Consider the following 21,746-nt stretch of genomic DNA (forward strand, 5'->3'; position numbering starts at 1 on the left):
AGGCCGGGGTATAAAATTGGCATTGAACATAGTGCACGCTGTTGAGTTCTCAAGAATCGGACACATCCCGCCTCCACACCAGAACGGTGCTTCACAACGGAAGTGATCGAAGAATTTGTTGCTTGCGTCATACGCGTCTTCTCGGTAGACTAGGAGAAGTTTCTTTCTCCCTGTCGCCGTGGCAACTTGTATAACTTAGCACATCCGCAGGCCGTGTCAAATCCGGCTTCTTCGCGATGTCGTCACGCTCGTAGGCGCTCCGACGTTGCTCGGTTCAGGACCTGAGTCCTGCGCCGGGCGGCGAAGTTGCTGGATCCGAGGGATCCTGCGAAGGCTTTACATCCGTGCGGCAGACCTGCTCCGAAAAGCTGTCTTGCCGAGTGGATGGTCCCGATTGAGGCCGGGACGTAGGAGCTGCTGCTCTTTCCGTTTCCCTGCGGCCTTTGTGGCGACTCGGAATAAGTTACGCAGCGATCGCGGTGCTGTCAAACGACGGGCCGAAATCGCACATCCCGGGCGTGTCGGGATCGGGGGTCCTCCCCGTCGGCGCCCGCTTCCGCGGGCGGATCCGGGGGCCGAGCCGGCTGCATCGGACCGAGGCGGGCACCCGCGCGCGGGATCCGACTCCACCGAGTGGAAGGACCCTCCCCGGAAACGACGAGGAGCGCGCGGCCCGGATCGCTCCGGTACCGCGCGCTCCTCGAGGGGATGCCGGGACTACGCCCCGATGCCGACCGCCTCGGGGGAGACGTCCGCACCGGGAGCCGAGGGCTCGAGCGCCTCGGCGACGCGCTGCGAGAGCGACGAGTCGACGTTCGCCCAGTACTGGAGCACGCGCTGCCGAAGCTCCGGACGGGTGACCTTCGACACGTGGCCGGCGATGTTCGCTACCAGGCGGGCGCGCGCGTCGTCGTCGAGGACCTCGCGGTAGAGCGTCCCCGCCTGACCGAAGTCGTCGTCCTCCGGGTGGAGGGTCGCCGCGGCGCGCGTCAGCTCGCCGTCGGTCTCCCAGCCGGCCGACTCCGCCGCCCGGGCGGGATCGGCGTGGGCGCCGCCCATCGTGTTCGGCGCGTAGACGGGCACCTCGGACTTCTGGAAGTCGAACCGCATGGGGCCGTCCTTCGAGTACGAGTGCACCGGCGACTTCGGCGCGTTCACCGGCAGCTGCGCGTGGTTGGTCCCCACGCGGTAGCGGTGCGCGTCGGCGTAGCTGAAGATGCGCGCGAGGAGCATCTTGTCGGGGCTTGCCGCGATCCCGGGCACGAAGTTCGAGGGGGCGAACGCCGCCTGCTCGATCTGCGCGAAGTAGTTCTCGGGGTTCCGGTCGAGCGTCATGGTGCCGACCTCGATCAGCGGGTAGTCCGCGTGGGGCCAGACCTTGGTGAGGTCGAACGGGTTGAACCGGTAGCTCTTCGCGTCCTCGTACGGCATGACCTGCACGGACAGCGTCCACGAGGGGAAGTCGCCGCGGTCGATGGCGGAGGACAGGTCGCGGATGTGGAAGTCCGCGTCCTCACCGGCGATCTGGTCGGCCTGCTCCTGGCTCAGGATCTCGACGCCCTGATCGGTCTTGAAGTGGTACTTGACCCAGAAGCGCTCGCCGGCGGCGTTGATCCACTGGTAGGTGTGCGAGCCGAAGCCGTCCATGTGCCGCCACGAGGAGGGGAGGCCGCGGTCGCCCATGAGCCACGTGACCTGGTGGGCCGACTCGGGCGAGAGGGTCCAGAAGTCCCACTGCATGTCGTGGTCGCGCAAGTGGCTGCCGGGCAGGCGCTTCTGCGAGCGGATGAAGTCGGGGAACTTGATGCCGTCGCGGATGAAGAAGACGGGGGTGTTGTTGCCGACGAGGTCGTAGTTGCCCTCGCTCGTGTAGAACTTCAGCGCGAAGCCGCGGGGGTCGCGCCAGGTGTCGGGCGAGCCCTGCTCGCCGGCGACCGTGGAGAACCGCGCGAGCATCTCGGTCTCGACTCCGGGCTGGAAGAGCGCGGCACGCGTGTAGGCGCTGACGTCGGCGGTGGTGGTGAAGCGTCCGAAGGCTCCGCCGCCCTTGGCGTGGACGACCCGCTCCGGGATGCGCTCGCGGTTGAACTGGGCCAGCTTCTCGACGAGGTAGTGGTCGTGGAGCGCGAGGGGTCCGTCGGCTCCGACGCTCAGCGAGTGGTCGTCGCTCGCGACCGGTGCTCCGGAGTTCGTGGTGGTGAATCGTTCCTCGGTCATGTTCCTCCTGTCGGCGAGGGGCACGGGGCCCGCCGCTGCGGTGTAGCGGATGTCGGTCAGTGGGCCAGGGCCAGGCAGTCGGGGCAGGTGCCCCAGAACGTGACGTCGGCGGTGTCCACGGCGAAGCCGCTCGCGGTCTGCGGATGCAGGCACGGCGCCTCCCCGACGACGCAGTCGACGTCGGCCACGGCCCCGCAGCGCCGGCACACCACGTGGTGGTGGTTGTCGCCGACCCGCAGCTCGAACCGGCGGGGGTGGCCCTCCGGCTCGATGCGGCGGACGATCCCGGCGTCGGTGAACGCCGAGAGCACTCCGTAGACCGCCTGGGCCGAAGCCTCGGGGAGGCCCTCGCGCACTCGGGCCAGGACCGCGTCCACCCCGGAGTGCGGGTGCTCCTCGAGAGCGAGGAGCACCGCGCGCCGCGTGGCGGTGACCTTGAGCCCGGAGGCTCGGAGCCGCTCGTCCACTGTCGTCATGCCGAGGACACTACCCGAGTTGTCTTGAGCGGATCAAAACAACGGGCGGCGTGGCGCGCTCGTCCGGGTGAACGGCCGGGAACGCTCCGGCGGCCACGCGGAGGCTCCGATCAGGCGACCGGACCCTCGACCAGCACGACCTGGGCGGAGCGGGCGGCGCCCGCGGAGTCGGTCCACGAGATCGTCACCGACTCCCCGGGCTCGCGCTGCGCGAGCGAGGCGGACAGCTGGTCGGCCGAGGCGACGGCGACCCCGTCGACCGCGGTGACGACGTCCCCCGCCTCGAGGCCCGCCTGCGCGGCCGGCCCGCCCTCGACGACTCCGCCGATCACGGCGCCGGACGCGGTGGTCGCGAGCGCGCGCGAGGTCGGCGACGCGGTGCCGGAGGAGAGGGAGACGCCGAGGAAGGCCGGATAGCCGATCTCGACGGTGGCCGTGTCGGCGCCCGCCTCGATGGTGGCCACGATGTCCAGGGCCTTCGAGATCGGGATCGCGAAGCCGGTGATGTCGGCCGTCCCGCTGGAGGCGGCGGTGTCCATCCCCACGACGCGGCCGGCGGAGTCGACGAGCGGGCCGCCGGAGTCGCCGGAGACGATGTCGGCGTCCGTCTGGATCAGCCCGGTCAGCGTCTCGGCGGAGATCCCCGACTCGGAGCGGGTCGTGATCTGCTGATCGAGACCGGTGACCGTGCCGGTGGCGGCGACCAGGTCGCCCGTCCCTCCCGCGTTGCCGACGGCGGTCACGGTGTCGCCCACAGCGACCCCGTCCGTGTCGAGCGAGGCGGGGGTGAGGCCGGAGGCGTCCTCCAGCTGCAGGACGGCGACGTCGTTCATCGCGTCGGTGCCGACGACGCGGGCGGTGTAGCTGCGGCCCGTCGACTCCACCGTGACCGAGATCGCGGTGGCGCCCTCGACGACGTGGTTGTTGGTGAGGATCATGCCGTCGGAGGTGAGGATCATGCCGGTGCCGGCCGAGCGGGCGCCCTGGTAGGTGAGCTCGGAGGTGATCGTGACGACGCCGGCGGTCTGCGCGGTGCTCGCGGCCACGGCGTCGGTCGCGCCGGTGGCCGGCTCGGCGGCGGAGGAGCCGCCCTGCGACGAGCCGTACGGGGAGGAGCCGCCCTGCGTCGATCCGCCCCAGGAGGGGACGATCACGTACCCGCCGCCGAAGGATCCCCGCGAGCCGCCGGGGTAGACGATCGTGGCGGCGCCGGCCGAGGCGGAGGAGGCCGCCTCGGTGCGGCCGGCGGTGGCGACTCCGCCTGCTGTCACTCCGATCAGCACGGCGAGGCCGAGGCCGCCGGCGATCAGCGCCCGACGACGACGACGACGGTCGTCCGCGCGCAGCGCGCGCACCTCGTCGGCGCCCGTCGCCTCGGTGATGGCGGGCTGGTCGGTGAGCTCTCGCTCGTCGGATTCGTGTCGCTCGTTCATGGTGTCGTCCTCGTGCCGGGGCCGCCCCTGACGGCGACCGGTTCCCATTCCACGCCCGGCCTCCCCGCGCAGCCTGGACGCTGCTTATGCGGTTCCTATGAGCGCTCGCCCCTCTGAATGGTTGTAGCTTCAACCAAAAGCGGGTAGCGTCTCCGCCGTGACCACCTCCTCCCCCGACCTGCTCGCTCCCGACACCGCGATGGGCGCGGTGACCCTCCGCGTCGCCGACCTCGACGGGATGATCGCCTACTACCGCGACGCCGTGACGCTCGAGCTGCTCTCGCACGACGGACCGGTCGCGGTGCTCGGCCGCGGCGGAGTGCCGGCCGTGATCCTCCAGCACGCGCCCGAGCTGGTGCACGCCTCGCCGCGCAGCGCCGGCCTCTTCCACACGGCGATCCTCTTCGAATCGGAGGCGGCGCTCGCCGCGGCCGTGTACAGCGTCGCGACCCGGCACCCCGGCTCGTTCACCGGCAGCTCCGACCACCTGGTCAGCAAGGCCTTCTACTTCGACGACCCCGAGCACAACGGCGTCGAGCTCTACTGGGACCGCGACCGCACGCAGTGGTCGTGGACGCACGGGCGGATCGAGATGAGCACGCTCTTCCTCGACCCGAACGCGTTCCTGCAGGAGCACCTCACCGAGGAGTCGATCGCGCAGCCGCGCCTCGGCGGCGCCTCCGTCGGCCACGTGCACCTGAGCGTGGGCGACGTCGCCACCGCGAAGGAGTTCTACGTCGACCGGCTCGGCTTCGAGACGACGATCGCGTACGGCGGGCAGGCGCTCTTCGTCTCGGCGGGCGGCTACCACCACCACATGGCGATGAACACCTGGAACTCTGCGGGCGCCGGACGCCGGCAGCAGGCCCTCGGCCTCGGACAGGTCGAGATCGTGGTTCCCGGCGCCGACGATCTCGGCGCGCTCGGCGAGCGGCTGACCCGCTCCGGAGTCGCCACCCGCGACGACGGCCGCACCCTCGCCTTCGAGGACCCCTGGGCGAACGCGATCCGCGTCACGACCTCCTGAGCGCCGCCGATCGCGGGGGACCCCCGCGGGTACGATGGTCGCGCGGAAGACCGCACTCCCCCGAGACTCCGGAGAACACGGTGCCCACGATCGTCGTTGAAGTCATGCCCAAGGCCGAGCTGCTCGACCCGCAGGGGAAGGCCGTCGCCGGCGCGCTCGCGCGGCTGGGCCACTCCGCCATCCACGGCGTGCGGGTGGGCAAGCGCTTCGAGATCACCGTCGACGAGGTGACCGACGAGGTGCGCGCCTCGGTGCAGCGCATCGCCGACGAGATGCTCTCGAACTCGGTGATCGAGGACGTCGTTGGGATCCACTACCCGGCGGAGGCCGCCCGATGAGGATCGGCGTCATCACCTTCCCCGGCTCGCTCGACGACCGCGACGCCCAGCGCGCCGTCCGGTTCGCGGGTGCGGAGCCGGTCGCGCTGTGGCACGGCGACCACGACCTCGACGGCGTCGACGCGATCGTCCTGCCCGGCGGCTTCTCCTACGGCGACTACCTGCGCTGCGGCGCCATCGCCTCCCACTCCCCGATCATGCGCGAGGTCGTCGACGCGGCGAACGCCGGGACCCCGGTCCTCGGCATCTGCAACGGCTTCCAGATGCTCACCGAGGCGCACCTGCTGCCCGGCGGCCTGATCGCGAACGACATCGGATCCTTCGTCTGCCGCGACCAGCGCCTGATGGTCGCGAGCACCGAGACCGCCTGGACGAACGGCTTCGAGCCCGGCCAGGAGATCACGATCCCGCTGAAGAACGGCGAGGGCGGCTACATCGCCTCGGCCGACACGCTGCTCGAGCTCGAGGCGGAGGGACGCGTCGTCGTCCGCTACCTCGGCCACAACCCGAACGGCTCCATGAACGACATCGCCGGCATCAGCAACCGCCGCGGCAATGTGGTGGGGCTCATGCCGCACCCGGAGCACGCCGTCGAGGAGGGCTTCGGGCCCGACACGGCCGCCGCGATGCGCTCGGGTGTGGACGGGCTGACCTTCTTCACGTCGGCGCTGAAGTCGCTGCTCGCCTCCGCCTGACGCATCCGGTCCGGGCGGCTCCGCCCGCCCGCGACGCACGAGACCCCCGGTTCCGGCCGGGGGTCTCGTGCGTGATGGGCGATGTTCGCGGCGCCGCTCAGGGCCCGGTCAGGACCTCGGGCTCGGGGGTCATCGAGATGGTGGGGATCGAGGCGGTGATCACGGTGCCGTCGGAGCGGCGGGTGCCCTCGATGTCGGACGTGGTCGGCGCGCCGTGCAGGCGGCGGCCCTGGTGCGTGAGCGGGACGCGCACGGGGCTGCCGGCAGCGACGTGCACGCGCTCGTCGCGGACGGTGATCGCGGCGGAGTCGCCGGTCTCGACCGTCAGCAGGACCTCGGTCTGCGTCACCTCGACGCGCACGCGCGTGCCGTGGAGGGTGATGCGGAAGGCGAGGCGGTCCCAGTCGTCGGGCAGGCGCGGGTCGAGCGTGATCCGCCCACCGTGGTCGCGCATCCCGCCGAAGCCGTAGACGAGGGCGCTCCAGACGCCGCCCGTCGAGGCGACGTGGATGCCGTCCGCGGTGTTGCGGTGCAGGTCGGCGAGGTCGACGAACAGCGCCGACAGGAAGTAGTGGCGGGCCAGGTCGCTGTAGCCGACCTCGGCGGCGATGATCGACTGCACGACGGCCGAGAGGGTCGAGTCGCCGGTGGTCAGCGCGTCGTAGTACTCGAAGTCGGCGCGCTTCTGCTCGGCGGTGAACTCGTTGCCCTGCAGCAGCAGCGCGAGCACGACGTCGGCCTGCTTGAGCACCTGGAAGCGGTAGATCACCAGCGGGTGGAAGTGCAGCAGCAGCGGCCGCTTGCTCGCGGGGGTGTTCTCGAGGTCCCACAGCTCCTTCTCGAGGAAGGCCGCGTCCTGCGGGTGGATGCCCGCCCGCGCGTCGAAGGGGATGTGCATCTTCTCGGCGGCGCGCGCCCACTCGAGCACCTCGCCCTCGTCGAGAGCGAGGCGGTCGGCCATCCGCTCGTACGCGGCGGGCTCGACGGCCTTCAGCAGCTCGACAGCGCGTGCGGCCGAGCGGAGGTTCGCCCGGGCCATGACGTTCGTGTACAGGTTGTCGTTGACGACGGTCGTGTACTCGTCCGGCCCCGTCACTCCGTGGATGTGGAAGTGGTCGTCGCCGTTGCTGCGCCAGAAGCCCAGATCGGCCCACATCCGCGCGGTCTCGACGAGGATGTCGATCGCTCCGCGGGCGAGGAAGTCGTCGTCGCCCGTGGCACCCACGTACTGCATGAGCGCGTAGGAGATGTCGGCGTCGATGTGATACTGAGCGGTGCCGGCGGCGTAGTACGCCGACGACTCCTGACCGTTGATGGTGCGCCAGGGGAAGAGCGCGCCGCGCTGGTTGAGCTCGGAGGCGCGCGCGCGGGCGGCCTCGAGCATGTTCTGCCGGAAGCGCAGGGCGTTCCGGGCCACGAGGGGCGCCGTGTAGCTGAGGAACGGGAGGACGTAGACCTCGGTGTCCCAGAAGTAGTGGCCGCCGTAGCCGGAGCCCGAGACGCCCTTCGCGGCGACTCCGCCGCCGTCGGTGCGGGCGGTGGACTGGGCGAGCTGGAAGAGGTTCCAGCGGGTGGCCTGCTGGATGGCGGGCTGGCCGTCCAGCTGCACGTCGGAGCGGGTCCAGAAGTCGTCGAGCCACTCGCGCTGCTTGACGAACTGCTCCTCGACCGGCGTCTCGCGGGCGCGGTCGAGCGTGCGGTCGCAGCGGTCGGCGAGCTCGCGCACGGGCACGCCGCGGGAGGTGTGGTAGGTCAGCGTCTTGACCAGGCGGACCGGCCGGCCGGCCTTGGCCTTCACGCGGTAGACGTGCTTGGCGAGGTCGTCGTCGATCTGGGAGGTCTGGTCCCACTCGTTCTCGGTCTCGAGCTGGTGCTCGGCGCCGCAGGCGACGGTCATCTGGGAGTTGGTGGTCCGGTAGCCGAGAAGGTAGCGGGTGCCGCTGACGCGCTTGAGGCGCGGCTGGAGCACGCGGTCCTCGAACGACTCCGCCTTGCGCGGGTCGAAGCCGGCCCCCTCGCTGCCGGAGGGGGCGTGGTACTCGTCGACGCCGTCCTGGCGGTTGAGGATCTGGCTCGAGATCAGCACGGACGCGTCGTGGTCGAGCATCTCGACCTCGTAGTCGAGGATCGCGAGGTGCCGGTCGGTGAACGAGACCAGGCGGCGCGAGCGGATCAGGACGCGCTTGCCGGAGGGGGTGCGCCACTCCAGCTCGCGGGTGAGCACGCCGTTCGCGAAGTCGAGACGGCGCGAGTAGGCGAGGACGTCGGCCTCGCTCAGCACGAAGGGCTCGTCGTCGACGTAGAGGCGGATGATCTTGGCGTCCGGCACGTTGACGATGGTCTGGCCGACGCGGGCGAAGCCGAACGCCTCCTCCGCGTGGCGGATGGGCCAGGTCTCGTGGAACCCGTTGATGAAGGTGCCGTAGGCGTAGCCGTCGCGCCCCTCCTCCACGTTGCCGCGGAGGCCGAGGTAGCCGTTGCCGGTGGCGAAGAGCGTCTCGGTGCGGCCCTGCAGCTCGGAGGCGAACTCGGTCTCGACGAGGGCCCACTCGTCGATCGGGAAGCGGTTCCGGTCGAGCGGGTCGGAGGTGATGGGGTTCATGCGGCGTCCTCGGGGGCGGGAGCGGTGGGGAGGAAGGGGAGCAGCTCGGCCAGGTCGTCCACGACCAGGTCGGCGCCGTGCTCGAGCAGGGTGTCGGCCCCGACTCCGCGGTCGACGCCGACGACGAGGCCGAAGCCGCCCGCGCGGCCTGCCGCGACTCCGGAGTGCGCGTCCTCGAGGACGGCGCACGCGGCGGCCGGGAGGCCGAGGAGCTCGGCCGCGTAGAGGTAGGTGTCGGGCGCGGGCTTGCCGGCGATCGAGCGCTCGGCGGCGAGGAGCCCGTCCACGACGACCTCGAAGCGGTCGCGGAGGCCGGCCGCCTCGAGCACCGGCACGCCGTTGCGGGAGGAGGTGACGACGGCGACCTGCACGCCCGCGGCGATCGCGGCGTCGACGAAGCGGAGCGAGCCCGGGTAGGGAGCGACGCCGGTCTCGGCGAGGGTGCGGTTGAAGGCGTCGTTCTTGCGGTTGCCGAGCCCGCAGACGGTCTCGAGCGACGGGTCGTCCTCGGGCGCGCCCTCGGGGAGGGTGATGCCGCGCGAGGCGAGGAGCGCCCGGACGCCGTCGTACCGCGGGCGTCCGTCGATGTACCGGAAGTAGTCGGCGTCGGTGTAGCCCTCGGCGATCCCGCGCGAGGAGAGGTACTCCGTGAACAGCCGCGACCAGGCCTGCATGTGGACGTCGGCGGTCGGCGTGAGCACGCCGTCGAGGTCGAACAGGAGCGCGCGGACGCCGCGGAGGGCGGAGGCGTCGGGGCGCGTCGGGGATGCAGTCACGGCGGGGAGGACCTCTGATCGGGGGCAGGCGTTCGGCGGTTCCGCCGATGACGGTCGTCCGCCGCGGACTGCAGGTATCGTATACGCCCCCCGGCCGCCGTGTGGAACCGTTTACACGTCCGTCATCTGCGCGCCGCCGGGGGCGTCGATCCGCTCGGGGGCGAGGCGGTGCCGCCCGAGGGGGAGCATCAGCGGAGTGCCCGAGGTCGGGTCGGTGATGATGCGGCTGTCGAGGCCGAACACGGCGAGCACCGTCTCCTCGGTGAGCACCGCGGCCGGGGTGCCGGAGGCGTGCACCGCGCCGTGCGCGATGGCCACGAGGTGGTCGGCGTAGCGGGCGGCCATGTTGAGGTCGTGCAGCACCATCACCACCGTCGTCCCGCGGGTGCGGTTGAGGTCGACGAGCAGGTCGAGCACCTCGATCTGGTGGCTGACGTCGAGGAAGGTGGTCGGCTCGTCCAGCAGCAGCACGTCCGTCTCCTGCGCGAGGGCCATCGCGATCCAGACGCGCTGGCGCTGCCCGCCGCTGAGCTCGTCGACGGAGCGGTCGGCCAGGGCGGCGGTGTCGGTCGCGTCGAGCGCGGTCGCGACGGCCTCGTCGTCGTGGGCGCTCCAGCGGCTCAGCATCCCCTGGTGCGGATGGCGGCCGCGGCCGACGAGATCCGCGACGGTGATGCCCTCCGGGGCGATCGGCGACTGCGGGAGGAGGCCGAGCGTGCGGGCGAGCTGCTTCGCCGGCGTCCGGTGCACGGCCCTGCCGTCGAGCAGCACGGCGCCGGAGCGGGGCGCGAGCAGGCGCGACATCGAGCGCAGGAGCGTCGACTTGCCGCAGGCGTTCGCTCCGACGATCGCGGTGATGCGGCCGGGCGGGACGACGAGGTCGAGGCCGTCGACGACCGTCCGGTCGCCGTAGCCGAGGGTGACCCCCTCGGCCGTCAGGGTGTGCGCGGTGGTCACAGTGAGCCTCCCGCTCTGTTGCTGCGGACGATGAGGTAGACGAGGTACGGCGCCCCGAGGACGCCGGTGACCACTCCGACCGGGTAGCGCAGGCCCAGCCCGAACTGCCCGACGAAGTCGGCGACGAGCACGAGCAGCGCGCCGACGAGGGCCGAGGGGATGAGGAGCGACGCGCCGGGCCCGATCAGGCGGGCGGCGATCGGGCCGGAGAGGAAGGCCACGAACGCGATCGGGCCGGCGGCGGCCGTCGCGAAGGCGATCAGCCCGACCGCGGCGACGATCACGACGAGGCGGGTGGCGTTCACGCGGATGCCGAGCGCGGAGGCGGTGTCGTCGCCGAGCTGCGTGGCGGAGAGGTCGCGCGAGCGCGAAAGCAGGACGGGGGTGAGGACGACGACCGCGGCGAGGACCGGCACGACCTCGCTCCAGCTCGCGCCGTTGAGGCTCCCGGTGAGCCAGCGGGACGCCTCCTGCAGGTCCCACGCGGCGGCCTGCGAGAGCACGTAGGCGGTGAGGGAGTCGAGCATCGCGGCGACCCCGATGCCGATCAGGATCAGCCGGGTGCCGGCGACTCCGCTGCGGTAGGACAGGGCGTAGACGAGCAGGGCGACCACGAGTCCCGCGACGATCGCGAGGGCCGAGACCTGCGCCGCCCCGAGCGAGAGCGTCACGATCGCGAAGGCCGCGGCGGCGCTCGCCCCGGCGCTGATCCCGATGATGTCGGGGCTGGCGAGCGGGTTGCGGAGCATGGTCTGGAAGCTCACTCCGCCGAGCCCGAAGCACAGGCCCACCAGCAGGGCGAGGACGGCGCGCGGGAGGCGGAGGCGCCCGACGGTGAAGCTCGCCCCGGGGACCTGCTCACCGAGGATCACGCGCAGCACCTCGTCGGGCGAGTAGACGGTCTGGCCGACCAGCAGGGAGACGGCGAGGACGGCCGCGATCAGGACAGCGAGCACGGCGACGACGACCCGGCGGCGGGTACCGCGGCGGCGGCGGCCGGCCGCGACGGCGCGGGCGGTGGCGGAGGGCGCCTCGAGCAGCGCGGTCACAGCTCGCGCACCTTCTGGCGGCGGACGATCGCGATGAACACCGGGGCGCCGACCAGCGCGGTGACGATGCCCACGTCGATCTCGCTCGGGCGCGCGACGACGCGGCCGACGATGTCCGCCGCGATCAGGAGCACGGCGCCGGTCACCGCCGAGAACGGCAGCAGCCAGCGGTGGTCGACGCCGACGAGGAGGCGGCAGGCGTGCGGGACGACCAGGCCGACGAAGCCGATGGGCCCCGTGACCGCGGTCGTCGCTCCGCAGAGCACGACCGCGCCCAGGGCGGCCCCGCCGCGCGCGAGGGCGACCCGCTCCCCCAGGCCCGCGGCGAGCTCGTCGCCGAGCGCGAGGGTGTTGAGGCTCTTGGCCGAGAGCACGCAGAGGACGAGGCCGGCCAGGAGGAAGGGGAGCACCTGCGCGATGCTCGCGGACGTGGCGCCGCCCACTCCGCCGATCTGCCAGGAGCGGATGCCGCCCGCGATGTCGGCGCGCGGCAGGACGATCGCGCTGATCACCGAGACCAGCGCGGCCGAGGTGGCGGCCCCGGCCAGGGCGAGCTTGAGCGGAGTCGCGCCGCCGCGCCCGAGCGACCCGACCGTGTAGACGAAGACCGCGGCGACCGCGGCCCCGCCGATCGCGACCCAGACGTAGGCGGCGGAGCTCGTCAGCCCGAAGAAGACGATGCCCGTCACGACCGCGAGCGAGGCTCCGGTGTTCACCCCGAGGATGCCGGGGTCGGCCAGCGGATTGCGGGTCACCCCCTGCATCAGCACGCCGGCGACGCCGAGGGCCGCGCCCGCGATCGCGGCGAGCACGGTGCGCGGGATGCGCTTGGCGACCGCGGCCTGCGCGAACCCGTCCGTGGACCCGCCGAACGCGGCGACCACGTCGCTCCACGCCACCTCCCGCGACCCCACCAGCACCGACACCACGGCGGCGGCGAGCAGCACGGCCACGGCCGCGAGCAGCCAGAGGGCGCGCAGCCGCCTCGGGCGGCGCACGGCGGCGACGCCCGAGGCGGCGGGAGGAGCGGCGAGGGTCACGCGGGCCGGATCCCGGCTCAGGCGGCCGGAGTGCTCTGCGCGGCCTTGGCGGCGGCCTCGTCGAGCAGGTCCAGGTAGTCGTCGAGGACCCACGAGATCGAGAGCGGCGTCGGGTTGGCGGCGGTGCCGAGCGGCGTGGAGGGCAGGCGCACGATGGCGTCGTCGGCGACCGCGGGGATCTGCGAGAGCAGCGGGTCGGCCTTGAGGGTGCTCACGAGCTCGTCGTCGCCGTAGGTGACGATCACGTCGACGTCGCTGAAGGCGTCGGCCTGCTCGGCGCTCTGCGTGAGCGAGAACTTGTCGGTCGCGGCGGAGGCGGTCGCGATGCTGCCCGGGGTGGCCATGCCGAGGTCCTCGAAGAACGCGGGGCGGGTGTCGTGCGAGGTGTAGAAGCTGACCTGGCTGAGGTCCGTCGGGTCGACGTGGGTGAGGAACATCGCCGAGGTGCCGGCCAGCTGCGGGTGCGCGGCGACCTTCTCCTCGATCTCGCCCTCGAGCTCGGTGATCAGGGCGGCGCCCTCGTCGGCCCTGCCCATCGCCTCGCTGTTCAGCGTGATCATGTCGCGCCAGGAGGTGCCCCAGGCGGTCTCGGGGTAGGCGACGACGGGGGCGATCTCGCTCAGGGTGTCGTAGTCCTCCTGCGTGAGGCCGGAGTAGGCGGCGAGGATGACGTCCGGGTCGGTGTCCGAGACGGCCTCGAAGTCGATGCCGTCGGTCTCGTCGAAGAGGACGGGGGCCTCGGCGCCGAGCTCGTCGAGCTTCTCGCTCACCCAGGGGAGGAGCCCGTCGCCGTCGTCGTCGCCGAAGTTGGCGGCGGCCATGCCCACGGGGACCACGCCCAGCGCGAGCGGGACCTCGTGGTTGGCCCAGTTGACCGTCGCCACGCGCTCGGGCGCCGACTCGATGGTGGTGGTGCCGAGAGCGTGCTCGATCGTGATCGGCGTGAAGCCGCTGTCGGCGGCGGCGTCGTCTCCGGCGGCCGAGCCGCTGCAGCCGGCGAGGCCGATCGTCAGCGCGGTGGCGGCGAGCAGGGCGAGGGGCGTGGTGGCGCGGGGCATGGGTCCCTTTCGAGAGGCTGTGCGGGAGGCGGCGCAGGGTCCGAGTGGACCGGCACTAAGGACAGCCTAACCAAAGAATGTGCGTGCTCTCAGCCCCGATTCCTCGCCTCCCGAGGTCGGAGGCGCCCCGAGGTGCCGCTCGCGGAGCCCGGAGACGGCCCCGCCACAGCCGCGGACGTCAGGCCGTCGCGAGCCTCTCGACGGTGCGCAGGTTCCGGGTCGTGGTGCTCGAGCGGTAGGCGGAGCGGGCGAGGATCCGCGCGACCGGAGTGTCCGTCGAGGAGCCGCGCGGGCAGCGCCAGTAGAGGACGCCGGCACCCCGGGCGACGAGCTCGACCGCCGGATCCGGCTCGCCGATCGCGCCCTGCGCGGCGTCGAGCGCCTCCTCGTCCGAGCCGAAGACGACGTACGGATGCGCCTCCTCGTCGATCCGCGGGAACGGGTAGGCGGCGAGCACCGCGGCGAGCGCCTCCTGCGTCACGAGCACGATCCAGGCGTCGTAGCCGAACCGCTCGGCGAGCGCCGCCTCGAGCGCGGGCTTCAGCTCGGCGGCCGGGCGGTCGGAGTCGAAGGCCGCATTGCCGCTCGCGAGGACCGTCCGCACCCGGTCCACGCCGATGCCGGCGACCGTCTCGGCGAGCTCGGCGCTGCGGACGGTGCGGCCGTTGACGTTCACTCCGCGGAGGAGGGCGAGGAACCGGGTCATGCGGCCGACGGTAGCGTGACGGCATGGCGCGCGGAAGCGGACGACGACGACCCCGGCGGACCCTCGAGGAGGAGATCCTGCGGGCGAGCGAGCGCGGACCCGGGGCGAGGACGCGGGCGGAGACCGTCCCTCCCTCCGGACGCCGGCTGGTGGCGCCGCCCGCCTCGGGCACCCTGCTCCACCTCGACGTGGACGCGCTGGTGGCGCTCGCCGCGCGGGAGGACCTGCTGATCGCGCTGGAGCGGCGGATCGGCGAGCACGCGGTGGCCGCGACTCCGGTGCTCTCGTGGTGGTCGGCGACTCCGTCGGTCCCGGGCGAGGAGGAGGAGCGCCGGCTCGACGCGCTCGTGCTGCGGACGGTGGAGCTCGGGGCGGGGCCGGCCGAGGACGTGGACTCGCGGCTGCGGGAGCTGGCGCACGAGGGCGATCTGGACGAACTGGGCGCCGCACTGGCGCTGCTCGCGCGGGTCCCGGATCCGCCGGCGGCGTTCCAGGATCCGGACGGGTTCCTGCGCGTGACGGTCCCGGAGTCGCCGTTCGAGCGGCGGCTCGAGGTCCTCGCGGAGGCGCAGGGCCGGGCGGGCGAGCTGCTGGTGCTGCTGCGCGACTGCGCGTTCACCGCGACCCTGCCGCGGCGGCGCTCGGCGATCGCGGCGATGAGCGGGCGGATCCGGGCGGCCGCGGACCCGGGGCGCCTCGACTCCCGGCGGCTGGACGAGCTCGCGGAGGCGGTGGACGCGGCGGTCGAGAAGCGGTGGACCGTGCTCTGACGGCGGTCCGCGTTACGGGCGCGCCCGTCGCGGTGACCGTTCGCGCACCGGTTCAGCCCCCGCGCACCCCGGGTGAATAGGCTGGACGGATGCCTCTCACCGGTCTCGACCTCCGCCGCTTCCCCGCCGCCCTGAACGACGAGGGCGGTCCCGACGCCGCCACCGCCGCGTGGGCCACCGCGATCAACGCGGGCTTCCACGAGAAGGAGTTCACGCCGGAGAAGCTGCGCGACTGGGCCGAGCACATGGTCGCCGACCAGCGCGTGCTCACCGCGGTCGTCGACTCCTCCGCCCCCGAGGGGCTCGACGGCGCGGGCGTGCCGGTCGGCACCTACGCGGCGTTCCCCGGTGCCCTGCAGGTCGGCGGCGGACGCGAGCTGCCGGCGCACCTCGTCTCGCAGGTGACCGTGCGGCCCACGCACCGGCGCCGCGGCATCCTGCGCGCGATGATCACCGAGGACCTGCGCCTGGCGAAGGAGGCCGGCACCCCGGTCGCCGCGCTCACGGCGAGCGAGGCCTCCATCTACCGCCGGTTCGGCTTCGGCCGCTCGGCCTTCACCCGCTCGATCCGCGTCGACACCGGACCGCGCTTCGGCCTGCAGACCGAGCCCGCCGGCCGCGTCGAGGTGGTCGCGACGAGCTGGCTGCAGCCGCGCATCCCCGCGGTGTTCGCCGCGTTCCAGGCGTCGACCCCCGGCTCGCTGACCCGCCAGTCGCGCTACGAGGCGAACTCCGTCGGCACCGCGTCCGGCGAGACCACGCCCGGCCTCGACGTCCGCTCGGCCGTCCACCTCGACGAGGAGGGGACGCTCGACGGCTTCGTGACCTACCGCGCGGTCGGGCCCGAGGACGACAAGACCCTCGAGATCGTCGACCTCGTCGCCCCCGGCGCCGACGCCTACCTCGCGCTCTGGGGCTACCTCGGCGCGGTCGACCTCGCCTCCGCGGTGACCTGGGACATGGCGCCGGTGGACGATCCGCTGACCTGGGCGCTCCGCGACGCGCGCGTGGTGCAGGTGAGCCACGTGGGCGACCTGATCTGGCTGCGGATCCTCGACGTCGCCGCCGCGTTCTCGGCCCGGCCGTGGACCGCTGACGGCTCGGTCGTCGTCGAGGTGGCCGACGGGCTCGGGCTCGCCGACGGCCGCTACCGCCTCACCACCTCGGGCGGCTCCGCCACCGTGGAGCGCACCGGGGACGAGGCCGAGCTCGCGCTGGACGTGGCCGACCTGGGCTCGCTGCTGCTGGGCTCGGTGCGGCCGTCGATCCTGGCGAAGGCCGGGCTGGCGCGCGTCACGGGCGAGGCGGGGCGGATGGACCGCCTGTTCGCGCCGATCGCGACGCCGTACTGCATCTCGTTCTTCTAAGAGGCACCGCCCTCCCGGCGGCACCGCCCGCTCGGCTGCAGCGCCCGCCCGGAGGCGTCCGGCTCCCGCGCCGCCGCCGTCCCGCGCACCTCAGCTGCCGCGGACTGCCAGCCGCCTCCGGGCGTCCGCGCATCCCGCGTCGGTCATGCTGGAGGACCCGTCCCCGACACCGGCAGGAGTTCCGCGTGGGTGCATCCGTGATCGTCGACGTCATCGTCGTGCTGAGCCTCATCGGCGCGCTCGTCGACGGTCTGCGGCGCGGCCTGCTCCGGACCCTCGGCGGTCTCGCCGGGATCGTCGCGGGCGCGATCGGCGCCTCGTTCGCCGTGCCCGCCGTCTCGTCGTGGACGGCCGGCAGCGAGTGGCGCCTGCTCGCCGTGATCGGCACCGCCGTGCTGCTGCTGGGCGTCGGCTACGCGATCGGAGCGACGCTCGGCGCGGTCATCGGCCGCGGAGCCGACCGGGTGAAGCTCGGCCTGCTCGACCGGCTCGCGGGTGGCGTCGCCGGCGTCGCGATCTCCGGCCTGGTCTGGATCGCCGTCACCTCGGCCGTCTCCCTCCTCGGCGTCCCCCTCGTCACGACCTCGGTCGCCGGATCGACGGTCATCCGCACGATCGACGACCTCACCCCCTCCCCCGTCCGCGCCTTCCTCGCCCAGCTGCAGTCGACCGTGGTCGACGAGGGCACGTCCTGGGTCGTCGAGGCGCTCGACGCACCGACCCAGGCGCCCGCGATCCCGGACGTCTCGACCGACGACCCGGAGGTCGCCGCCGCCACCCGCTCGGTCGTGCGCGTCTCCGGCACGGCCTGGGCCTGCGACGTCGGAGTGACGGGCAGCGGCTTCGTCGTCTCGGACGACCGCGTGATCACCAACGCGCACGTGGTCGGCGGAGTCTCGCAGCCGGTCGTCGAGGCGCCGGGCGAGGCCCCGCGCACCGGCCGCGTCGTCTACCTGGACCCGGCCGCCGACCTCGCCGTGATCGCCGTCGACGGGCTCGACGCCTCCCCGCTCCCGCTCGACGACGCCGTCGCCGCCGGGGACGACGCGGTGGTCGCGGGCTACCCCTTCGGCGGCCCGCTGACCCTCGGCTCGGCCGAGATCTCCTCCGACGCCACGGTCTCGCTGATGGTCGACGGAGCACCGACCTCACGGGAGGTGCTGACCCTCGCCGCCGTCGTCAACCAGGGCAACTCGGGCGGCCCGCTGCTCTCTCTCGAAGGCACCGTGTCGGGCGTCGTCTTCGGCAAGGCCGCCTCCGTCGACAACGTCGGCTACGCCATCCCGCTCTCGGTCCTCACTCCCGTGGTCGAGCAGGCCGCCTCGCTGACGGACGCCGTCGATCCGGGGGCCTGCCGCTCGAAGTGAGCGGTCACGGCAGCGGTCCGTCGACCAGCACGAGGGTGAGGTCGTCGAGCCGCACCGTCTCGGGCCGCGCCGACTCGAGGTAGGCGGACACGCGCGGATCGACGGGGAAGCGCGCCGACCGCTCGATCGCGATGGCGACGATCCCGGCGGACGACGGATCGGTCGTCACCCGGTCGCCGATGTAGGGCACGTAGACGCCCGAGGACATGCCCTGCGCGAGGACCAGGCCGCCGTCGAGGCCGCGCTCGCGCAGCACGTCGGCCACCCGCGCGATCCCGGTCGGCCGCTCCTCGGCGATCCCCGCCGAGGTGGCGATCGCGATCACGAGGGAGGCGGCCAGCAGCACCGCGCCGACGCCGCGGGCGAGGGGTGCGGGCAGCACGATCCCGCCGCGCAGCGCCTCCGCGATGCCGATGCCCGCCAGCGCGCAGAGGAGCCACGCCCACGCCGCGTAGTAGTGCGGCAGCGCGACCGAGCTGATCGCCAGGTGGAACACGAGGAGGAGCAGCGTCGCGGCGCCCAGGTAGAGCACCAGCGCGCGGCGCCGCGGAGCGAGCAGGGCCAGCAGGGTCCCGAGGAGCAGCACGGCGAGCGCCGCCGGCCCGATGCCGACGACCATGAACCAGAGGTTCGCCCACCACGGAGGGAAGACGTACGCGGTCCCGGCGACCTCGATCAGATGGCCGTCGGCGTTGTGCTCGGACTGGAACTCGAGCAGGTACCGGACCGCCTCGACCGGGTGCACCGGCAGGTAGGCGAGCACCCCGGTGACGACGAACGCGACGGAGAGGGCGAGGCCGCCCCGCAGCGCCCGGGCCCTGCTCCCCGACCAGAGCAGCGGCAGCAGGAGCACGGGCGCGAGGACCGCGGTGGTCAGCTTCGAGGTGACCGACAGCGCCAGCAGCGCACCGGCCAGCGCGATCAGCCAGCCGCTCCGCCTGCCCGGCGAGGCGCGCGACCAGGTCCACGCCGCCGCCATCGCCGCGACGGCGAAGAGCACCATGAACGGCTCCAGGAGCGCGAGGCGGTCGATCCGGGTGCCGGCGCCCACGGCGGTGCGCGGGAGGAGGAGGAACAGGCCGGCCGGGACGAGCGCGAGCGTCGGGCCGAGCTCGCGCCGGAACCAGAGCCAGAGCACCACCCCGGTGAGGAACGCGGCCGCGCCGGCGGCGATCCTGCCCGCGAGCAGCCCCTCGCCGAGCAGCACCTGCGCGAGCCCGATCAGGTACTTCGCCGTCGGCGGATGCTCGAGGTTCGCGCTCACGTCGCCGTGCAGGTAGTCCCAGCCCGCGGCGAGGTACACGGGCTCGTCCGACGAGATGTTCGCCGCTCCGAGGTTCCCGAAGCACTGGTAGAGCCCCCACAGCACGGTCCCGATCAGAGCCGCCCGCTTCACCCGCCCGATCCTAGGCGCCGGTGCCCGCACCGCTCCACCGGAGGGCCCGGGCCGCGGCGACCGCGGCGGGTAGGATCGACGCGCATCCCGTCCCCCTCCCCTGGAGCCTCCAGCACATGGCAGACAGCCGCACCGCCGTTCCCGACACCACTGCGAACGCGGAGGCGACGCCCGAGCGGGAGCAGCCCTACGCGGCCCTCGGACTCAAGCCCGACGAGTACGCGAGCATCCGCGAGATCCTCGGCCGCCGCCCCACGAGCGGCGAGCTCGCGATGTACTCGGTGATGTGGAGCGAGCACTGCTCCTACAAGTCGTCGAAGATGTACCTCCGCCAGTTCGGGCAGAAGGTCTCCCCCGCCATGAAGAAGAACCTCATGGTCGGCATGGGCGAGAACGCCGGAGTGGTCGACGTCGGCGAGGGCTGGGCCGTGACCTTCAAGATCGAGAGCCACAACCACCCGAGCTACATCGAGCCCTTCCAGGGTGCGGCGACGGGGGTCGGCGGCATCGTCCGCGACATCATCTCGATGGGCGCCCGGCCGGTCGCGGTCATGGACGCGCTGCGCTTCGGGGCGATCGACGACCCCGACACCGCGCGCGTGGTCCACGGCGTCGTGGCCGGCATCTCCTTCTACGGCAACTGCCTCGGCCTGCCGAACATCGGCGGCGAGACCTACTTCGACTCCGTCTACCAGGGCAACCCGCTCGTCAACGCGCTGGCCGTCGGCGTCCTCCGCCACGAGGACCTGCACCTCGCGAACGCCCGCGGCGTCGGCAACAAGGTCGTGCTCTTCGGGGCGCGCACCGGAGGCGACGGCATCGGCGGCGCGTCGATCCTCGCCTCCGACACCTTCGCCGACGGCGGACCGACCAAGCGTCCCGCGGTGCAGGTCGGCGACCCCTTCGCCGAGAAGGTGCTCATCGAGTGCTGCCTCGAGCTGTTCCGCAAGGACCTCGTCGAGGGCATCCAGGACCTGGGCGCCGCGGGCATCTCGTGCGCCACCTCGGAGCTGGCCTCCAACGGCGACGGCGGCATGTTCATCGAGCTCGACTCGGTGCTGCTGCGCGACCCCTCGCTCACGGCGGAGGAGATCCTCATGTCGGAGTCGCAGGAGCGGATGATGGCCGTCGTCACGCCCGAGAAGCTCGACGCGTTCCTCGAGGTCGTCGGCAAGTGGGACGTCGAGACCAGCGTGCTCGGCGAGGTCACCGACTCCGGCCGCCTCATCATCAACTGGCACGGCGAGGAGATCGTCAACGTCGACCCGCGCACCGTCGCGGTCGACGGCCCGGTCTACGAGCGCCCGATCGAGTACCCCTCCTGGCTCGACGCGCTGCAGGCCGACTCCTCCTCCCGCCTGCCCCGCTCGACCGGCGGCGACGCGCTTCGCGCCGAGACCCTGGCGCTCCTGGGCTCGGCGAACCTCGCCGACAAGAGCTGGATCACCTCGCAGTACGACCGCTACGTGCTCGGCAACACCGCGCTCAGCTATCCCGACGACGGCGGCATGGTCCGCGTCGACGAGGAGTCGGGCCTCGGCTTCGCGGTCGCGACCGACGCGAACGGGCGCTGGTGCCAGCTCGACCCGGCGCAGGGCGCCCGCCTGGCGCTGGCGGAGGCGTTCCGCAATGTCGCCGTCACCGGAGCGACCCCGGTCGCCGTCTCGGACTGCCTCAACTTCGGCAGCCCCGAGAACCCCGAGGTGATGTGGCAGTTCCGCGAGGCCGTGGGCGCGCTCGCCGACGCCTGCCTCGAGCTCGAGATCCCCGTCACCGGCGGCAACGTCTCGTTCTACAACCAGACCGGCGACGTGCCGATCTTCCCGACCCCGGTCGTCGGCGTCCTCGGCGTGATCGATGACGTCGCGCGCCGCATCCCCTCCGGCTGGCAGGACGAGGGCGACAACCTCTACCTCCTCGGCACCACCCGCGACGAGCTCGACGGCTCGGCGTGGGCCGGCACGATCCACGACCACCTCGGCGGGCTGCCCCCGCAGCTCGACCTGGGCGCCGAGCGCGCGCTGGCCGAGCTGATCTCGGCGGGCGCGAAGGAGTCGCTCATCGCCTCCGCCCACGACCTCGCCGACGGCGGGCTCGTGGTGGCGCTGGCCGAGTCCGCGCTGCGCTTCGGCGTCGGCGCGCGCATCTGGCTCGACGAGCTGATGGAGCGCGACGGCGTCGACGCGACGGCCGCGCTGTTCTCGGAGTCGACCGGCCGTGTGCTCGTGTCGGTGCCGCGCGAGGACGACGTGAAGTTCCGCGGGCTCTGCGAGGGCCGGGGCTATCCGGTGCTGCGCATCGGCGTGACCGACGCGGCGACCCCCGCGGTCGAGGTGCAGGGTCTCTTCACGCTGCCGCTGGACGAGCTGCGCTCGGTGAACGGCGCCGTGCTGCCGCGCCACTTCGGCTGAGCCTCCGGGCGATCCGAGTCCGCAGGAGTCGCGGTGGTCGAGCTGGACCACCGCGACGCCT

At 72.8% G+C, this 21,746-nt stretch carries 18 protein-coding genes; 7 read left to right on the forward strand and 11 right to left on the reverse strand.

Annotated features, from left to right (window positions below; translation table 11 throughout):
• Positions 1-717: 717 nt before the first annotated feature.
• From C5B93_RS13965 to C5B93_RS17530, 3 genes are all read right to left on the reverse strand, one after another.
• The gene (locus C5B93_RS13965; RefSeq protein WP_104269005.1) at positions 718-2,217 is read right to left on the reverse strand and encodes a catalase; all 1,500 of its coding nucleotides are present in this window, start codon (positions 2,215-2,217) and stop codon (positions 718-720) included.
• Positions 2,218-2,273: 56 nt separating this feature from the next.
• A complete protein-coding gene (locus C5B93_RS13970) occupies positions 2,274-2,693 on the reverse strand; it encodes a Fur family transcriptional regulator (RefSeq protein ID WP_104222735.1) in 420 nt (139 codons plus the stop codon).
• Between the two features lie 110 nt (positions 2,694-2,803).
• Positions 2,804-4,126 carry a S1C family serine protease gene (locus tag C5B93_RS17530; RefSeq protein WP_219814047.1) on the reverse strand — a complete coding sequence of 441 codons (1,323 nt, stop codon included), beginning with the start codon at positions 4,124-4,126 and terminating at the stop codon, positions 2,804-2,806.
• A gap of 199 nt (positions 4,127-4,325) precedes the next feature.
• Between C5B93_RS17530 and C5B93_RS13980 the strand changes: the two genes are divergently transcribed.
• From C5B93_RS13980 to purQ, 3 genes are all read left to right on the forward strand, one after another.
• The gene (locus tag C5B93_RS13980) at positions 4,326-5,153 is read left to right on the forward strand and encodes a VOC family protein (protein ID WP_104267823.1); all 828 of its coding nucleotides are present in this window, start codon (positions 4,326-4,328) and stop codon (positions 5,151-5,153) included.
• A gap of 80 nt (positions 5,154-5,233) precedes the next feature.
• Complete coding sequence (gene purS / locus C5B93_RS13985) at positions 5,234-5,491, forward strand: phosphoribosylformylglycinamidine synthase subunit PurS (protein ID WP_104267819.1); 258 nt, start codon at positions 5,234-5,236, stop codon at positions 5,489-5,491.
• Positions 5,488-6,186 carry a phosphoribosylformylglycinamidine synthase subunit PurQ gene (gene purQ, locus C5B93_RS13990; RefSeq protein WP_104222737.1) on the forward strand — a complete coding sequence of 233 codons (699 nt, stop codon included), beginning with the start codon at positions 5,488-5,490 and terminating at the stop codon, positions 6,184-6,186. The genes purS and purQ overlap by 4 nt, the downstream gene beginning before the upstream one ends.
• A 97-nt stretch (positions 6,187-6,283) precedes the next feature.
• Here the strand turns inward: purQ and C5B93_RS13995 are convergent, their stop codons facing one another.
• The 7 genes from C5B93_RS13995 to C5B93_RS14025 all read right to left on the reverse strand — a co-directional run bounded on the left by C5B93_RS13995 (position 6,284) and on the right by C5B93_RS14025 (position 14,374).
• Positions 6,284-8,788, reverse strand: a complete 2,505-nt coding sequence (locus tag C5B93_RS13995; RefSeq protein ID WP_104222738.1) for a glycoside hydrolase family 65 protein — start codon at positions 8,786-8,788, stop codon at positions 6,284-6,286.
• Complete coding sequence (locus C5B93_RS14000; protein WP_104292724.1) at positions 8,785-9,564, reverse strand: HAD family phosphatase; 780 nt, start codon at positions 9,562-9,564, stop codon at positions 8,785-8,787. Before C5B93_RS14000 ends, C5B93_RS13995 begins: the two co-directional genes overlap by 4 nt.
• 111 nt (positions 9,565-9,675) lie before the next feature.
• Positions 9,676-10,521, reverse strand: a complete 846-nt coding sequence (locus C5B93_RS14005) for an ABC transporter ATP-binding protein (protein WP_104222740.1) — start codon at positions 10,519-10,521, stop codon at positions 9,676-9,678.
• On the reverse strand, positions 10,518-11,570 hold the full coding sequence (locus tag C5B93_RS14010; RefSeq protein WP_258059902.1) for an iron chelate uptake ABC transporter family permease subunit: 1,053 nt from the start codon (positions 11,568-11,570) through the stop codon (positions 10,518-10,520). Before C5B93_RS14010 ends, C5B93_RS14005 begins: the two co-directional genes overlap by 4 nt.
• A complete protein-coding gene (locus C5B93_RS14015; protein ID WP_104222742.1) occupies positions 11,567-12,610 on the reverse strand; it encodes an iron ABC transporter permease in 1,044 nt (347 codons plus the stop codon). Before C5B93_RS14015 ends, C5B93_RS14010 begins: the two co-directional genes overlap by 4 nt.
• Before the next feature lie 17 nt (positions 12,611-12,627).
• Positions 12,628-13,668: an iron-siderophore ABC transporter substrate-binding protein gene (locus tag C5B93_RS14020; RefSeq protein ID WP_104292725.1), complete on the reverse strand. Its 1,041-nt coding sequence runs from the start codon at positions 13,666-13,668 to the stop codon at positions 12,628-12,630.
• 178 nt (positions 13,669-13,846) lie between these two features.
• On the reverse strand, positions 13,847-14,374 hold the full coding sequence (locus C5B93_RS14025; RefSeq protein ID WP_104292726.1) for a DUF1697 domain-containing protein: 528 nt from the start codon (positions 14,372-14,374) through the stop codon (positions 13,847-13,849).
• A gap of 23 nt (positions 14,375-14,397) precedes the next feature.
• On the opposite strand from C5B93_RS14025, the gene C5B93_RS14030 reads away from it, so the two are divergent.
• From C5B93_RS14030 to C5B93_RS14040, 3 genes are all read left to right on the forward strand, one after another.
• Positions 14,398-15,144, forward strand: coding sequence for a DUF2254 family protein (locus C5B93_RS14030; RefSeq protein WP_104234260.1), 747 nt, complete (start codon positions 14,398-14,400; stop codon positions 15,142-15,144).
• Between the two features lie 89 nt (positions 15,145-15,233).
• Complete coding sequence (locus tag C5B93_RS14035) at positions 15,234-16,511, forward strand: GNAT family N-acetyltransferase (RefSeq protein WP_104292727.1); 1,278 nt, start codon at positions 15,234-15,236, stop codon at positions 16,509-16,511.
• A 185-nt stretch (positions 16,512-16,696) separates the two neighbouring features.
• Positions 16,697-17,878, forward strand: a complete 1,182-nt coding sequence (locus C5B93_RS14040) for a MarP family serine protease (RefSeq protein ID WP_244230541.1) — start codon at positions 16,697-16,699, stop codon at positions 17,876-17,878.
• Positions 17,879-17,882: 4 nt separating this feature from the next.
• Here the strand turns inward: C5B93_RS14040 and C5B93_RS14045 are convergent, their stop codons facing one another.
• Positions 17,883-19,274, reverse strand: coding sequence for a glycosyltransferase family 39 protein (locus C5B93_RS14045; RefSeq protein ID WP_181068407.1), 1,392 nt, complete (start codon positions 19,272-19,274; stop codon positions 17,883-17,885).
• A gap of 116 nt (positions 19,275-19,390) precedes the next feature.
• Between C5B93_RS14045 and purL the strand changes: the two genes are divergently transcribed.
• Positions 19,391-21,685 carry a phosphoribosylformylglycinamidine synthase subunit PurL gene (purL, locus tag C5B93_RS14050; protein ID WP_104222748.1) on the forward strand — a complete coding sequence of 765 codons (2,295 nt, stop codon included), beginning with the start codon at positions 19,391-19,393 and terminating at the stop codon, positions 21,683-21,685.
• Positions 21,686-21,746 lie beyond the last annotated feature (61 nt).

The sequence above is a fragment of the Rathayibacter sp. AY1A2 genome (assembly GCF_002930935.1).
Classification (GTDB): domain Bacteria; phylum Actinomycetota; class Actinomycetes; order Actinomycetales; family Microbacteriaceae; genus Rathayibacter.

What these genes read in the sequence shown, in the direction of transcription:
- C5B93_RS13965 (WP_104269005.1), bottom strand. Translation starts at nt 2,217, where the DNA reads ATGACCGAGGAACGATTCACCACCACGAACTCCGGAGCACCGGTCGCG.
- C5B93_RS13970 (WP_104222735.1), bottom strand. Translation starts at nt 2,693, where the DNA reads ATGACGACAGTGGACGAGCGGCTCCGAGCCTCCGGGCTCAAGGTCACC.
- C5B93_RS17530 (WP_219814047.1), bottom strand. Translation starts at nt 4,126, where the DNA reads ATGAACGAGCGACACGAATCCGACGAGCGAGAGCTCACCGACCAGCCC.
- C5B93_RS13980 (WP_104267823.1), top strand. Translation starts at nt 4,326, where the DNA reads ATGGGCGCGGTGACCCTCCGCGTCGCCGACCTCGACGGGATGATCGCC.
- purQ (WP_104222737.1), top strand. Translation starts at nt 5,488, where the DNA reads ATGAGGATCGGCGTCATCACCTTCCCCGGCTCGCTCGACGACCGCGAC.
- C5B93_RS13995 (WP_104222738.1), bottom strand. Translation starts at nt 8,788, where the DNA reads ATGAACCCCATCACCTCCGACCCGCTCGACCGGAACCGCTTCCCGATC.
- C5B93_RS14020 (WP_104292725.1), bottom strand. Translation starts at nt 13,668, where the DNA reads ATGCCCCGCGCCACCACGCCCCTCGCCCTGCTCGCCGCCACCGCGCTG.
- C5B93_RS14025 (WP_104292726.1), bottom strand. Translation starts at nt 14,374, where the DNA reads ATGACCCGGTTCCTCGCCCTCCTCCGCGGAGTGAACGTCAACGGCCGC.
- C5B93_RS14030 (WP_104234260.1), top strand. Translation starts at nt 14,398, where the DNA reads ATGGCGCGCGGAAGCGGACGACGACGACCCCGGCGGACCCTCGAGGAG.
- C5B93_RS14035 (WP_104292727.1), top strand. Translation starts at nt 15,234, where the DNA reads ATGCCTCTCACCGGTCTCGACCTCCGCCGCTTCCCCGCCGCCCTGAAC.
- purL (WP_104222748.1), top strand. Translation starts at nt 19,391, where the DNA reads ATGGCAGACAGCCGCACCGCCGTTCCCGACACCACTGCGAACGCGGAG.